Here is a 13,154-nt window from a genome sequence, read left to right on the forward strand (position 1 = left end):
GCTGCAGGCCGACGACCTGGGCGACCTCACCAGCGGCTACTGGTGGGTGCTGTGGGCCAAGGTCGCCGCCCTGGTCGCGCTGGCGCCGCTGGGCTTCGCCGGGCACGCCAGCGGGACCGAGGGCCACCACCAGGCGATGACCGGCATGTTCCTGCACCTGGTGGGCGTCACGCTGTGGGTGGGTGGGCTGCTGGCGCTGCTGGTGCTGCGGCCCGTCCTCGGCCGGGCGCTGCCGGTCACGGTGAGCCGCTACTCGACGGTCGCGCTGGGCTGCTACGTGCTGGTGGCCCTCTCCGGAGTGGTCGTCGCCGTGCTGCAGGCCGACGACCTGGGCGACCTCACCAGCGGCTACTGGTGGGTGCTGTGGGCCAAGGTCGCCGCCCTGGTCGTGCTGGGCGGCTTCGGCTGGTGGCACCGGCGCCAGCTGCTGGCGGACGGGCTCGCGCGGCGGTGGGGGTTCGCGCGGCTCGCGCTCACCGAGGTGGCGGTGATGGCGGCCACGGTCGGGCTCGCGGTGGCGCTCTCCCGGACCCCGCCGCCGGCGCTGGAGAGCACCGTCGGCGACGACCCGATGTTCGACCTGACCGGCTACCGCACCCCGCCGCCGTTCCAGCCGAGCCGGCTGCTCACCCAGTGGGAGGTCGAGTGGCTGTTCGGGCCGCTGGCGGTGGTCGCGGTCGCGACGTACCTGGTCTGGCAGCACCGGCTCCGGCAGCGGGGCGACCGGTGGCCGGTCGGGCGGACCGTGTGCTGGGTCCTGGGCTGGGCGGTGTTCGGCTACGTCACCAACGGCGCGCCGGGCATCTACGGGCGGACCACGTTCTCGATGCACATGGTGCAGCACATGACGCTGATGATGATCGTGCCGCTGCTGCTGGTGCCCGCCATGCCGGTGACGCTCGCGCTGCGGGCGCTGCCGCGGCGCCGGGACCGCACGCTGGGCCCGCGGGAGCTGCTGCTGGCGGTGGTGCACTCCCGCTGGGCGCGGGTCATCGGCAACCCGGTCGTCGCCGGGCTGGTGTTCTTCGCCAGCCTGGTGGCCTTCTACTGGACCGACCTGTTCGGGTGGGCCCTGGCGAGCCACCTGGGCCACGTGGTGATGGTCGTCCACTTCAGCCTGACCGGGTACGCCTTCGTGTGGTCGCTCGTCGGCCGCGACCCCGGGCCGCCGCGCTGGCCGGCCCCGCTGCGGCTGTGCGTGCTGCTGGGCACGATCGCCGCGCACGCCTTCTTCGGGCTGGCGATGATGCAGGGCACCTGGCTGCTGGCCCCCGGCTACTTCAAGACCATCGCCGTCCCGTGGGTGCCGGACCTGCTGGCCGACCAGCAGCTGGCCGGCAGCATCGCCTGGGGGGTCGGGGAGCTGCCGACGATGGTGCTGGCGCTGCTGGTGACCCTCGACTGGCTGCGCACCGACACCCGGGAGGCCCGCCGCTACGATCGCCGGGCCGAGCGCGACGACGACGCCGAGCTGGCCGCCTACAACGCCCACCTGCAGCGGCTGGCCCAGGGCCGCCAGTCCGCCACCGGTGATCCCGGCGGCCGGGTGGAGCCCGCCGACCGCTCCGACTCCGAGGAGGAACGATGAGGATCGCAGTGATCCAGCTGGCCTACGGCGACGAGGAGAGCGTCGCCGACCGCACCGCGCGGGCGGCCGACCTGGTCCGCGCCCAGGCGGGGCACGACCTGGTGCTGCTGCCGGAGCTGTGGAGCGCCGGCGGCTTCGACTACCGGGCCTGGCCCGAGCGCGCCCAGCCGGTGGACGGCCCGGTCGTGGCCGCCGTCGCCGATGCGGCCCGGGAGATCGGTGCCGTCGTCCACGCGGGGTCGATCATCGAGCGGCCAGGGGACGAGACCGGTCCGGACGGGCACGGGATGTGGAACACCTCGGTGCTGCTGGACCGGCGTGGGGAGCGGGTGGCGCGGTACCGCAAGGTGCACCGGTTCGGCTTCGGCAGCGGGGAGCCGCGGCTGCTCGAGGCCGGCGAGGAGGTGGTCGTCGCCGAGCTGCCCGCGACGGGGAGCGCGGCTGCGGTGCCGGTCGGCCTGTCCACCTGCTACGACCTGCGCTTCCCCGAGCTCTACCGGGCCCAGGTGGACCGGGGCGCCCAGCTGTTCCTCGTCCCCGCGGCCTGGCCGATGGCGCGGGTCGAGGCGTGGCGGCTGCTGGCCCGGGCGCGCGCGATCGAGAACCAGGCGTTCGTCGTCGCCGGCAACACCGCCGGCACCCACGCCGGGCACCAGATGGGCGGCCACAGCGCGGTCATCGCGCCGACCGGCGAGGTGCTGGCCGAGGCCGGCGACGGCGAGGAGGTGCTCTCCGTGCAGATCGACCCCGCCCAGGTGGAGCAGCTGCGTGAGTCGTTCCCGGTGCTGGCAGACCGCCGGCTCTGACGGGCGGGCCGGGGCGGCCGCGACTAGGGTCGGGAGCTGGAAGCCACGCCGACCTGGCGCGGCGGGAAGGAAGGTGCCATGGGACTCGGACTCGGTATCGGACTGATCGTCATCGGGGCCATCCTGGCGTTCGGGCTCAGCCCCGAGCAGTTCGACATCTTCAACATCAACATCATCGGCTACATCCTGATGGGCGGCGGCGTGCTGTCGATCATCCTCGGGATGGTGCTGAACCAGCAGCGGGCCAACACCACCCACCGCGAGGTGGTGGACCGCCACGACGACGTGGACCGGCGGGACCGCCGCGTCGACTGAGCCGTCCTAGAAGGCCGACTCCGGCAGCGCCAGCAGCTCGCTGTCGGAGTCGAGCACGGTCGCCCGGTCCGCCGACAGCCGCGGCAGCACCTCCCGCGTGAAGAACCGGGCCGCGGCCAGCTTGCCCCGGTAGAAGTCCGCGTCGGAGCCACCCGGGTCCTGCGCCAGCGCGGCCGCCGCCACCTCCGCGCTGCGCAGCAGCAGCCAGCCCACCACCAGGTCACCGACCGCCAGCAGCAATCGGGTGGTGTGCAGCCCCACCTCGTAGACGGCCCCGGCGGCCTCGGGGTCCTCCGGCCCGCCGGTCTGCCACGCCCGGGCCCGTCCCAGCAGGTGCTCCACCATCGCCTGCACGTCCTGCAGCGCCTGGCCCACCCGAGCGCGCTCCGTGGCCAGCGGGTCGTCGTCCGGGGCGCGGCGGAGGGTCACGGTGATCTCACTGGCGAGCTGGCCCAGCGCCACGCCGCGGTCGCGGACGATCTTGCGGAAGAACAGGTCCAGCGCCTGGATGGCGGTGGTCCCCTCGTAGAGGGAGTCGATCTTGGCGTCGCGGACGTACTGCTCCAGCGGGTGGTCCTGCAGGAACCCGGAGCCGCCGAGGGTCTGCAGCGACTCGGTGCCCAGCAGCGCCCAGGCGCGCTCGGAGCCGCAGCCCTTGACCACCGGCAGCAGCAGGTCGTTGAGGCGGCGGGCGGCGTCGGCCTCGCTGCCGGGCTCGACCTCCTCCCGCCCGGTGGCCAGCTGCGCCGCCCGGACGGTGTCCTGCTGGCAGGCGGTGTAGAGCATCAGCGCCCGCAGCCCCTCGGCGTAGGACTTCTGCAGCATCAGCGAGCGGCGCACGTCCGGATGGTGGGTGATGGTGACGCGCGGGGCGTGCCGGTCGCCGGTCCGGGCCAGGTCACCGCCCTGCACCCGCTGCCGGGCGTAGTCCAGGGCGTTCAGGTACCCGGTCGACAGGGTCGCGATCGCCTTGGTGCCCACCAGCATCCGGGCGTACTCGATGATGCGGAACATCTGCGCGATGCCGTCGTGGACGCCGCCGACCAGGTAGCCGACGGCGGGCCGCGCCGGGTCCTCGCCGAAGTGGAGCTCACAGGTGGTGGAGACCTTCAGCCCCATCTTGTGCTCGATGCCGGTGACATCGACGCCGTTGCGCTCCCCGAGCTCCCCGGTCGCCAGGTCGACGTGCCGCTGCGGGACCAGGAACAGCGAGAGCCCCTTCGTCCCCGGGCCGGCCCCCTCCGGCCGGGCCAGCACGAAGTGCACCACGTTGTCGTAGAACGGCGCCGTCCCGGAGGTGATGAAGCGCTTAACGCCGGTCAGCCACCAGCTGCCGTCACCGGCGTCCCGCGCACGGGTGCGCCCGGCGCCCACGTCGGAGCCCGCGTCGGGCTCGGTCAGCACCATGGTCGCGCCCCAGCGGTGCTCCACCATGAGCTCGGCCAGCCGCTGCTGCTCCGCCGTGCCGAGCTGGTAGAGGACCTCGGCGAAGGTGAACCCGGCGGCGTACATCTTCACCGCCGGGTTGGCGCCGAGGGCCAGCTCGGACACCGCCCACCCGAGAGAGGGCGGTGCCGCGGCGCCACCCAGCTCGGCGGACAGCTCCAGCCGCCACCACTCCGCGTCCACCCAGGCCCGGTAGGAGCCGACGAACGACTCCGGCATGCTCACCTGCCCGGTGGCCGGGTCGAGCACCGGCGGGGTGCGGTCGGACTCCAGCAGGCTGGGCGCGAGCTGCTCCTCGGCCAGCCTGGCCACCTGCCGCAGCACGTCGCGAGCGGTCCCCTCGTCCAGGTCACCGAACGGCTCCTGGCCCAGCACCTTCCCCCGGTCGAGCACCTCGAACAGGGTGAACTCCAGGTCGCGCACGTTGCTGCGGTAGTGCCTCATCGCATCCCCTCGTCGGCTGCCAGCGACCAGCCGGTGCCGCTCGCGCGCACCGGTGCCCGATACCGACAGTATCCGATACCGGCTGTACCGAGCCAGACCTGCCGCCAGCCCCGGTCAGGCCAGCGCGGCCAGGTGGTCGGCGACGGCCTGCTCGACGCAGGCCGCGGTGCGCTCCCAGGAGGAACGCTCCCCGAAGGTGGCCGTCAGGTCGACGACGGCCAGCTGGGCCAGCTCGCTCGCCGGGGCGTCCGGCAGCACCGTCCCGGCGAGCACCAGCACCGGCAGCTGCCGCGCCCGGGCCCGGGCCACCACGCCGCCGACCACCTTGCCGTGGAAGCTCTCGGCGTCGAGGGCGCCCTCCCCGGTCACGACCAGGTCCGCCTGCGCCAGCTGGTCCTCCAGGCCGACCTGGTCGGCGACCAGGTCCAGCCCCGGCACCAGGCTGCCGCCCAGCACCAGCAGGCCACCGCCGAGCCCGCCGGCCGCCCCGCCGCCCGCCAGCCCGGCCAGGTCGGTCCCGAACCGCTGCCGGTAGTCGCGCTGCAGCGCCTCCAGCCGGCGGGTGAGCTCCTCGATCTGCGCGGGACCGGCTCCCTTCTGCGGGCCGAAGACGCGCGCGGCGTCGGTGAACACCGTCTGCACGTCGCAGGCGGCCAGCAGCTCCACCCCCCGGTCGGCCGGTCGCGCCCCGTCGAGCCGCTCCAGGACGGCCTCCACGGTGCCCAGCCCGCCGTCGGTCATCGCCGACCCGCCCAGGCCGACCACGACCCGGCGGGCCTCGGCCAGCACCGCCTCGGCGATGAGCTCCCCGGTGCCCGCCGAGGTCGCGGTCATGGGGTCGTTGCGCTCTCGGCCTCCGGCGATGGCCAGGCCGGAGGCCGCCGCGCTCTCCACGACCGCCAGCCCGCTCTCCTCGTCCAGCCGCCAGGCCGCCTCGACCGGCCGGCCCGCGGGTCCGGTGACGCGGCTGCGGCGGTTGGCGCCCCCGAACGCGTCGAGGATCCCCTCGCCGCCGTCGGCCATGGGCTGGCCGGTCACCTGCCACCCGGCGCGGTCGGCCGCGGCCGCCACCGCGGTCACCACCTCAGGAGCGGTCAGGGTGCCGCGGAACTTGTCGGGGGCCGCCAGCACACGGCGGTGGGTCGTGTCCATGGGCCTGACCGTACCGGCACCGGCGGGGCTGCTGTCGCGGCTGCCGCGTCATGCGACATGATCGGGGCTGACCCCGCACGACGCCTGGTCAGGGGGTCAGCACGCGACCGGCCGCTGCAGAGAGGCACACCATGGCGCACCGTCCCACCTCTGGCACCCGACCGCGCAGCCCGCGGGCGCGCGCGCTGGCGCTCGCCCTGGCCGGCAGCCTCGGGCTGGCTGCCTGCAACGCCGGCAGCGGCGGCGGGGACGGCGGTGCGACCGGCACCGCCGGGCCGCAGACGGACGAGGTGACCATCGGGCTGGTGGCCGAGCCGGCCAGCCTGGACTTCACCACCACCGACGGGGCCGCGATCCCGCAGGCGCTGCTGTACAACGTGTACGAGACGCTGGTGAAGATCGACCAGGACGGTGACATGGTCGGGGCGCTGGCCTCGGACTGGGAGGTCAGCGAGGACCGCCGCACCTACACCTTCACGCTCGTCGAGGACGCGGTCTTCAGCAACGGGGAGCCGTTCACCGCCGAGGACGTGGTGTTCTCGATCGAGCGGGTGCAGTCCGAGGACTGGACGGTCAGCCTGAAGAGCCAGATGGACGTCGTCGAGTCGGTCGAGGCCACCGGTGACCACGAGGTGCAGGTGCGGCTGTCCCGCCCCAGCAACTCGTGGCTGTACGCGATGACCACCCGCATCGGGGCGATGTTCGACCAGAACGGCGTGTCCGACCTGGCGGAGGACCCGATCGGGACCGGCCCGTACGCGTTCTCCTCCTGGCAGCGCGGCAGCTCCATCACCCTGGAGCGCAACCCCGACTACTGGGGCGAGGAGCCGCACTTCGACACCGTGACGCTGCGCTACTTCCAGGACCCGACGGCGCTGAACAACGCGCTGCTCTCCGACGGCATCGACGTCATCGGCACCGTGCAGGCCCCCGAGTCGATCGAGCAGTTCGAGGGCGGCGACTACCAGATCATCGAGGGCACCACCAACGGTGAGGTGGTGCTGTCGTTCAACAACGAGTCCGGCCCGTTCACCGACCGCAGCGTCCGCCAGGCCGTCCGGCACGCCATCGACCACCAGGCGCTGCTGGACACCTGCTGGGCCGGGCGCGGCACCCTCATCGGCAGCATGGTCCCGCCGACCGACCCCTGGTACGAGGACCGCACCGGCGACTACGAGTTCGACCCTGACCGCGCCCGGCAGCTGCTGCAGGATGCCGGCGCCGCCGGCGAGACGGTGCGGCTGCGGATCCCCACGCTGCCCTACGCCCAGGCCTGCGGGCCGGTCGTGGAGTCGATGCTGGAGGACGTCGGGCTGGACGTGCGGCTGGACGAGCTGGAGTTCCCCTCGCAGTGGCTGGAGGTGGTGTTCACCAACGCCGACTACGACATGTCCATCGTGGCGCACGTGGAGCCGCGGGACCTGCCGGCCGTGTTCGGCAACCCGGACTACTACACCCGCTACGGCACCGCGGAGCTGACCACCCTGCTGGACGAGGCCGACTCCGGCACCGAGGAGGAGCAGGTGGCCAAGATGAAGCAGGCGGCCCGGCTGATCTCCGAGGACGCTGCCGCGGACTTCCTGTTCCTGCTGCCCAACCTGATCGTGGCCAAGCCGGGGATCACCGGGCTGCCGGAGAACGCCATCACCGAGTCCTTCGACCTGTCCCAGCTCGCGGCCGAGTGAGGCCCGCGTTGCTGATTCGGGCCTGACCCAGTGGCGCTCCGGCTGTTGCACCGCCTCGCCGTGCTCCTGGCCAGCCTGGCCGTGAGCTCGGTGGCGGTGTTCGCCTTCATGCGGGTGCTGCCCGGTGACCCGGCCCGGGTCGCGCTCGGGGTGAACGCCTCGGAGGAGTCGGTCGCCCGGATGCGGGCCGAGTTCGGGCTGGACCGGCCGCTGGTCGAGCAGTACCTGGACTGGGTGGCCGGCCTGCTCACCCTGGACCCGGGCGTGGAGTTCATCTCGCGGGCGGCGATCGGCCCGCAGATCGCCGACCGGCTGCAGGTCACCGCCTGGCTGGTCGCGGCGGCCATGGTCCTGGCCGTCGCGGCCGCGGTCCCGTTCGGCATCTGGATGGCGGTGCGGCACCGGCACGTGGACGGCGTGCTGGCCTCGGCGCTGTCGCAGGTGGGGGTGGCGGTCCCCGCGTTCCTGGCCGCGATCCTGCTGATCGCGGTGTTCTCGGTGCAGTTGGGATGGCTGCCGTCCGGGGGCTGGGTGCCGCCCGTCCAGGACCCGGTGGAGTTCCTGCGGCGGCTGGTGATGCCCGCGGTCTCGCTGGCGCTGGTGCAGGGGGCGGTGCTGTCCCGCTACGTGCGCAGCGCGGTGCTGGACGTGCTGCGGGAGGACTACCTGCGCACCGCCCGCGCCAAGGGGCTGCGGCCGATGCCGGCGCTGGTCCGGCACGGCCTGCGCAACGCCGCGGTGCCGGTCGTCACCGTCATGGGGCTGCAGCTGGCGACGCTCCTGGTCGGTGCCGTGGTGGTGGAGCGGGTGTTCGTCGTGCCCGGCATCGGGTCGCTGCTGCTGGACTCGGTCGCGCAGCGGGAGCTGCTGACGGTGCAGGCCGTGGTCATGGTGCTCGTGGTCGCGGTGCTGGTCATCAACTTCGTGGTCGACGCCCTCTACCTCCTCATCGACCCCCGGCTGCGGACGGGGGCGCGATGAGCCGCCGCCGGATCAACCCCTCCCTCGTCATCGGCGGGGCGCTGGTGCTGCTGGTCGTCGGGCTGGCGCTGCTGTCCTACGTCTGGACGCCCTACCAGCCGATGCGGGTGCTGTCGGTCGAGGCCTACCAGACCCCCAACGCCGAGCACTGGCTGGGCACCGACCGGCTGCGCCGCGACGTCTTCACCCAGATCGTCGTCGGTGCCCGCACCACCCTGCTCGTCGGCGTCATCGCCGTCGGGGTGGCGGCGCTGGTCGGCGTCCCCCTCGGCATCCTGGCAGCGATGGGGCCGGGCTGGGTCGGCACGCTGCTGATGCGCGGCACCGACATCCTGCTGGCGTTCCCGGCGCTGCTGCTGGCCATCATGTTCGCCGCGCTCTACGGCGGCAGCACGCGGGTGGCGATGGTGGCCATCGGTATCGCGACGGTGCCCTCGTTCGCCCGGATCACCCGCAGCGGCACCCTCGGGGTGCTGCGCACCGACTACGTCACCGCCGCCCGGGCCGCGGGCCGCGGCAGGCCGGCCATCGCCGTCCGGCACGTGCTGCCCAACGTCACCGGCCTGGTCATCGTGCAGGCCTCGGTTTCGTTCGCGATCGCCATCCTCGCCGAGGCCGCGCTGGCCTACCTGGGACTGGGGACCCCCGCCGGGCAGGCCTCCTGGGGACGGATGCTCTACGAGGCGCAGTCCACGCTCGCCTCGGCCACCCACCTGGCGCTCATCCCGGGCGGGGCGATCGCCGCCGCCGTGCTGGGCTTCAACCTGCTCGGTGACGGGCTGCGGGACTGGCTCGACCCGAGGCTGGAGGGCCGGTGACGACGCCGGCCCGCCCCACGACCGGTGACAGCGCCCCGAGCGCGGCCGGGGACGCGGTGCTGCGCGTGGCTGACATGTCGGTCGCTGCCGGCGAGGTCCCGCTGCTGCAGGACGTCTCGTTCACCGTCGGCCGCGGCGAGCGGGTCGGCCTGATCGGGGAGTCCGGCTCCGGCAAGAGCCTCACCGCGCTCGCCGTCATGGGGCTGCTCGGCGACGAGGTGCGCGCGGGCGGTGACGTGCGGCTGGCCGGGCACGACGGCAACCTGCTCCGTGCCGGCGAGCGGTCGCTCGCCCGGCTGCGTGGCCGAGAGATCGCCATGGTGTTCCAGGAGCCGATGAGCGCGCTCAACCCCACGATGCGGGTCGGCCGGCAGGTCGCCGAGGTGCTGCAGGTCCACGGCACCGCCCGCGGCCGGGCGGCCCAGCAGCGCGCGGTCGCGCTGCTGGACCAGGTCGGCCTCCCCGAGCCAGGCGCGGTCGCCCGCGCCTACCCGCACCAGCTCTCCGGTGGGCAGCGGCAGCGGGTGGTGACCGCCATCGCGCTGGCCAACGACCCTGCGCTGCTCATCTGCGACGAGCCCACCACCGCCCTGGACGTCACCGTGCAGGCACGCGTGCTCGACCTGATCGTGCACGGAGTCACCCAGCGGGTGCGGCGATGCTGTTCATCACCCACGACCTGGCCGTCGTGGCCTCGGTGTGCGAGCGGGTGCTGGTGATGTACGGCGGCCGGGTGGTCGAGGCCGGCCCCGTCGGAGAGGTGTTCCGCCACCCGCAGCACCGCTACACGCAGGGCCTGCTGGCGGCCAGCGACCTGGACCGCTACGACGACCCCGAGACCGGTCGCGACCCCGCCGCCGGGCGCCGGCCGCTGCCCACCATCCCCGGGTCGGTGCCCCCGGCGGGCTCGTTCCCCGACGGCTGCGTCTTCCGCACCCGCTGCCGCTACGCCGACCCCGCCTGCGAGGAGCTCCCGCCGTGGGTGTGGACCGGCCACCCCGGCCACGGTCACGCCTGCGTCCACCCGGTCGGGGACCCGGACCTGGTGCCGCGCGAACGGTCCTCGCCAGCCCCCGACGCCGAGGCCGGCCGGTGACCGGGCCGGCCAGCCCTCGCGCCGCCACGGTGCCGGCGGGGACGCCGGCCGCGGCGGCGGTCAGCCTGCGCGACGTGCACCGGGAGTTCCGCCGGCCCCGCACCTCGCTGCGGCACGATCCCGCGGTGGTGCACGCCGTCCGGGGGGTCAGCCTGGACATCGCCGCCGGGGAGCGGGTCGGCATCGTCGGCGAGTCGGGGTCCGGCAAGACCACCCTGCTGCGGCTGCTGTGTGGGCTGGACACCCCGACCTCGGGGGAGGTGTACGTGCAGGGCCGCCCCGTGCACGACCAGCCGGCCCGCCGGCTGCGCTGGCTGCGGCGTGAGCTGCAGCTGGTGTTCCAGGACCCGATGGGCTCCCTCGACCCGCGGATGCGGGTGGGCCAGATCGTGGCCGAGCCGCTGGTCGCGCAACGGATCGGCAGCCGCGCCGAGCGCCGCGCCCGCGTCACCGAGCTGCTGGAGCGGGTCGGGCTCCCGGCGGAGGCGGCCGATCGCTACCCCCACCAGTTCTCCGGCGGCCAGCGGCAGCGGATCTCGATCGCCCGGGCGCTCGCACCGCGCCCGCACGTGCTCGTCGGCGACGAGCCGGTCAGCGCGCTGGACGTCTCGGTCCGCGCCCAGGTGCTCAACCTGGTCGACGAGGTCGTCGACGGCTACGGGCTGACGCTGGTGCTGGTCTCCCACGACCTGTCGGTCGTGCGCCACGTGTGCGACCGGGTCGCGGTGATGCGCCAGGGCGAGCTGGTCGAGGTCGCCCCGACCGAGCAGCTGTACCGCGACCCCCAGCATCCCTACACCCGAGAGCTGCTGGCCTCCGTGCCCCACCTGGCGGACGCGCTCGGCAGCCACCCACCCGACATGGAACGGAGCCAGCCTGATGAGTGAGCTGCCACCGCTGGTCATCGACGAGGAGGGCGTCGTCGCGCTCACCTCCGCGCTGGTGCGGATCCGCTCGGTCAACGACCCCGGCGGCGGCAGCAGCGAGGCGCCCGCCGCCGCGCTGGTCGCCGAGACCATGCGCGGCTGGGGGTGGGACCCGCAGGTCACCGAGGTGGCCCCGGGCCGGCCCAACGTGGTGGCCGTCCTCGAGGGCGGCGGCGGGCCCGGGCCGACGCTGATGCTGGAGGGCCACACCGACGTGGTCACCGAGGGCGACGCGGCGACGTGGAGCTTCGACCCCTACGCCGGGGACCTTGTGGACGGGCTGCTGCGCGGGCGGGGCAGCGCGGACATGAAGGGGGGCGTGGCGGCGATGCTGCACGCGGCCCGCGCGCTGCAGCAGGCCGGGCCGTTCCCGGGCCGGCTGGTCGTCGCGGCCCTGGTCGACGAGGAGGGGCTGATGCTCGGCGCCAAGCACTTCGCCGCGACCCCGCTGGCGGCGCAGGTGGACGGCGCGATCTGCTGCGAGCCGGAGGAGGGCGAGATCTGCGCGGTGTCCAAGGGTGCGGTACGGCTGTCGATCGCGTTCACCGGCGCGATGGCCCACGGGGCGATGCCGCAGCACGCGCGCAACCCGCTGCCGGTCGCGGCCCGGTTCGTCACCGCGGTCGGCACCCTGCAGGAGCGGCTGCTGGCCGAGCACGGGGAGCACGAGCACCTGGGTCGGGTGTACCTGACGCCCACCGTCGTGCTCGGCGGCGACACCGACCAGATCAACGTCATCCCGGCCAGCACGACCGTGTGCCTGGACCTGCGTACCGTGCCCGGCGTCGACCACGGCGCGCTGGTGGAGCGGATCACCGTGCTCGCCCGGGAGGCCGGCGCCGAGGACGGGGTAGCGGCCGAGGTCACCGTCGTCGACGACCGGCCCCCGGTCGCCACCCCCGTCGACCACCCGATGGTGGCCGCGCTCGCGGCCGCGCACGAGCAGGTCACCGGGGAGCCCGCCCGCTACGGCGGCGTGCCCGGCGCGACCGACGGGACCATCCTGACCCGGGACGCCGGGATGGCCACGGTGGTCTACGGGCCGGGAGGCAAGTGGATCGCCCACCAGGCCGACGAGGTCGTCGAGGTCGCCGACCTCCTCCGCTGCGCCCGGGTCTACGCCGAGACCGCGCGCCGGTTCCTCACCGGAGAGGGGACCCGGGCGTGACGGCCGGCGAGGCGGCGCCGCGGCCCGGGGCCAGCAACTCCCTCGTCGACGTCCCGGGGATCCGGGTCGGCCAGCACCAGCGGGCCGGTGACGGCTGGCTCACCGGGTCCACCGTCGTGGTCCCGCCCGAGGGTGGGGCCGTCGCGGGCGTCGACGTGCGCGGCGGGGGGCCGGGCACCCGCGAGACCGACCTGCTCGACCCCCGCAACCTCGTCGACCGGGTGCACGCCGTGCTGCTCAGCGGCGGCAGCGCCTACGGGCTGGCCGCCGCCGACGGCGTGATGCGGGCGTGCGCGGCCACCGGCGCGGGGTTCCCCTGCGGCGAGCCCGGGCAGGTCGTGCCGATCGTGCCGGCGGCGGTGCTGTTCGACCTGGGACGCGGTGGTGAGTTCACCGCCACCCCCGACGCGGCGTTCGGCGAGGCCGCGATGGCCGGGGCGACCACGGCCCCGCCCGCCCTCGGAGTGGTCGGTGCCGGCACCGGCGCCCAGGTCGGCGGCCTCAAGGGCGGGATCGGCTCGGCCAGCCAGCGGCTCCCCGGCGGCGGGACGGTGGCAGCGCTCGTCGCGGTCAACGCGGTCGGGTCGGCCGTCGACCCCGGGACCGGCCGGCTCTGGGGCGCGCCGCTGCTGCTGGAGGAGGACCTGCGGCTGCCATCCGCCGCCGGGCCGAGCAGCAGATCGAGCGGCTGGAGCAGGTGTGGGACCGCTTCAAGAACCTCAAGGTGCA

At 74.5% G+C, this 13,154-nt stretch carries 12 protein-coding genes and 1 pseudogene; 11 read left to right on the plus strand and 2 right to left on the minus strand.

Features of this window, described 5'->3' with window-relative positions:
• From GFJ45_RS12140 to GFJ45_RS12150, 3 genes are all read left to right on the plus strand, one after another.
• Positions 1-1,588: bifunctional copper resistance protein CopD/cytochrome c oxidase assembly protein (locus GFJ45_RS12140; protein ID WP_153397574.1), on the plus strand; the 1,588-nt coding region annotated here is incomplete at its 5' end.
• Positions 1,585-2,394 carry a carbon-nitrogen family hydrolase gene (locus GFJ45_RS12145; RefSeq protein WP_153397576.1) on the plus strand — a complete coding sequence of 270 codons (810 nt, stop codon included), beginning with the start codon at positions 1,585-1,587 and terminating at the stop codon, positions 2,392-2,394. The genes GFJ45_RS12140 and GFJ45_RS12145, both read left to right, overlap by 4 nt.
• 78 nt (positions 2,395-2,472) lie before the next feature.
• A complete protein-coding gene (locus GFJ45_RS12150) occupies positions 2,473-2,709 on the plus strand; it encodes a DUF6458 family protein (protein ID WP_153397578.1) in 237 nt (78 codons plus the stop codon).
• Positions 2,710-2,715: 6 nt separating this feature from the next.
• Here GFJ45_RS12150 and GFJ45_RS12155 read toward each other — a convergent pair whose 3' ends face one another.
• Positions 2,716-4,599, minus strand: a complete 1,884-nt coding sequence (locus tag GFJ45_RS12155) for an acyl-CoA dehydrogenase (protein WP_153397580.1) — start codon at positions 4,597-4,599, stop codon at positions 2,716-2,718.
• 114 nt (positions 4,600-4,713) lie between these two features.
• Entirely contained in the window at positions 4,714-5,751 is a 1,038-nt protein-coding gene (locus tag GFJ45_RS12160; protein WP_153397582.1) for a glycerate kinase family protein, read from the minus strand.
• A 131-nt stretch (positions 5,752-5,882) separates the two neighbouring features.
• On the opposite strand from GFJ45_RS12160, the gene GFJ45_RS12165 reads away from it, so the two are divergent.
• The 8 genes and pseudogenes from GFJ45_RS12165 to GFJ45_RS12195 form a co-directional block, all read left to right on the plus strand.
• Positions 5,883-7,436 (plus strand): ABC transporter substrate-binding protein, encoded by a 1,554-nt coding sequence (locus tag GFJ45_RS12165; RefSeq protein WP_153397584.1) that lies wholly within the window; start codon positions 5,883-5,885, stop codon positions 7,434-7,436.
• Positions 7,437-7,466: 30 nt separating this feature from the next.
• Positions 7,467-8,417, plus strand: coding sequence for an ABC transporter permease (locus tag GFJ45_RS12170; protein WP_153397586.1), 951 nt, complete (start codon positions 7,467-7,469; stop codon positions 8,415-8,417).
• Complete coding sequence (locus GFJ45_RS12175) at positions 8,414-9,235, plus strand: ABC transporter permease (protein WP_153397588.1); 822 nt, start codon at positions 8,414-8,416, stop codon at positions 9,233-9,235. Before GFJ45_RS12170 ends, GFJ45_RS12175 begins: the two co-directional genes overlap by 4 nt.
• Positions 9,232-9,954 (plus strand): ATP-binding cassette domain-containing protein, encoded by a 723-nt coding sequence (locus GFJ45_RS16805; RefSeq protein WP_228386941.1) that lies wholly within the window; start codon positions 9,232-9,234, stop codon positions 9,952-9,954. Before GFJ45_RS12175 ends, GFJ45_RS16805 begins: the two co-directional genes overlap by 4 nt.
• The gene (locus GFJ45_RS16810; protein WP_228386943.1) at positions 9,894-10,331 is read left to right on the plus strand and encodes an oligopeptide/dipeptide ABC transporter ATP-binding protein; all 438 of its coding nucleotides are present in this window, start codon (positions 9,894-9,896) and stop codon (positions 10,329-10,331) included. Before GFJ45_RS16805 ends, GFJ45_RS16810 begins: the two co-directional genes overlap by 61 nt.
• A complete protein-coding gene (locus GFJ45_RS12185) occupies positions 10,328-11,218 on the plus strand; it encodes an ATP-binding cassette domain-containing protein (RefSeq protein ID WP_153397590.1) in 891 nt (296 codons plus the stop codon). The genes GFJ45_RS16810 and GFJ45_RS12185 overlap by 4 nt, the downstream gene beginning before the upstream one ends.
• Positions 11,211-12,425 carry a M20 family metallopeptidase gene (locus tag GFJ45_RS12190; RefSeq protein ID WP_153397592.1) on the plus strand — a complete coding sequence of 405 codons (1,215 nt, stop codon included), beginning with the start codon at positions 11,211-11,213 and terminating at the stop codon, positions 12,423-12,425. Before GFJ45_RS12185 ends, GFJ45_RS12190 begins: the two co-directional genes overlap by 8 nt.
• Positions 12,422-12,955, plus strand: a pseudogene (locus GFJ45_RS12195) (P1 family peptidase); the annotation flags it as partial. The gene GFJ45_RS12190 and the pseudogene GFJ45_RS12195, both read left to right, overlap by 4 nt.
• Between the last annotated feature and the right edge of the window lie 199 nt (positions 12,956-13,154).

Origin of the sequence: Ornithinicoccus halotolerans (assembly GCF_009602535.1) — a bacterium.
Classification (GTDB): domain Bacteria; phylum Actinomycetota; class Actinomycetes; order Actinomycetales; family Dermatophilaceae; genus Ornithinicoccus; species Ornithinicoccus halotolerans.

Coding starts and splice junctions, on each gene's coding strand:
- GFJ45_RS12165 (WP_153397584.1), top strand. CDS start 5,883: ATGGCGCACCGTCCCACCTCTGGCACCCGACCGCGCAGCCCGCGGGCG.
- GFJ45_RS12145 (WP_153397576.1), top strand. CDS start 1,585: ATGAGGATCGCAGTGATCCAGCTGGCCTACGGCGACGAGGAGAGCGTC.
- GFJ45_RS12190 (WP_153397592.1), top strand. CDS start 11,211: ATGAGTGAGCTGCCACCGCTGGTCATCGACGAGGAGGGCGTCGTCGCG.
- GFJ45_RS12155 (WP_153397580.1), bottom strand. CDS start 4,599: ATGAGGCACTACCGCAGCAACGTGCGCGACCTGGAGTTCACCCTGTTC.
- GFJ45_RS12150 (WP_153397578.1), top strand. CDS start 2,473: ATGGGACTCGGACTCGGTATCGGACTGATCGTCATCGGGGCCATCCTG.
- GFJ45_RS12160 (WP_153397582.1), bottom strand. CDS start 5,751: ATGGACACGACCCACCGCCGTGTGCTGGCGGCCCCCGACAAGTTCCGC.
- GFJ45_RS16810 (WP_228386943.1), top strand. CDS start 9,894: ATGCTGTTCATCACCCACGACCTGGCCGTCGTGGCCTCGGTGTGCGAG.
- GFJ45_RS12175 (WP_153397588.1), top strand. CDS start 8,414: ATGAGCCGCCGCCGGATCAACCCCTCCCTCGTCATCGGCGGGGCGCTG.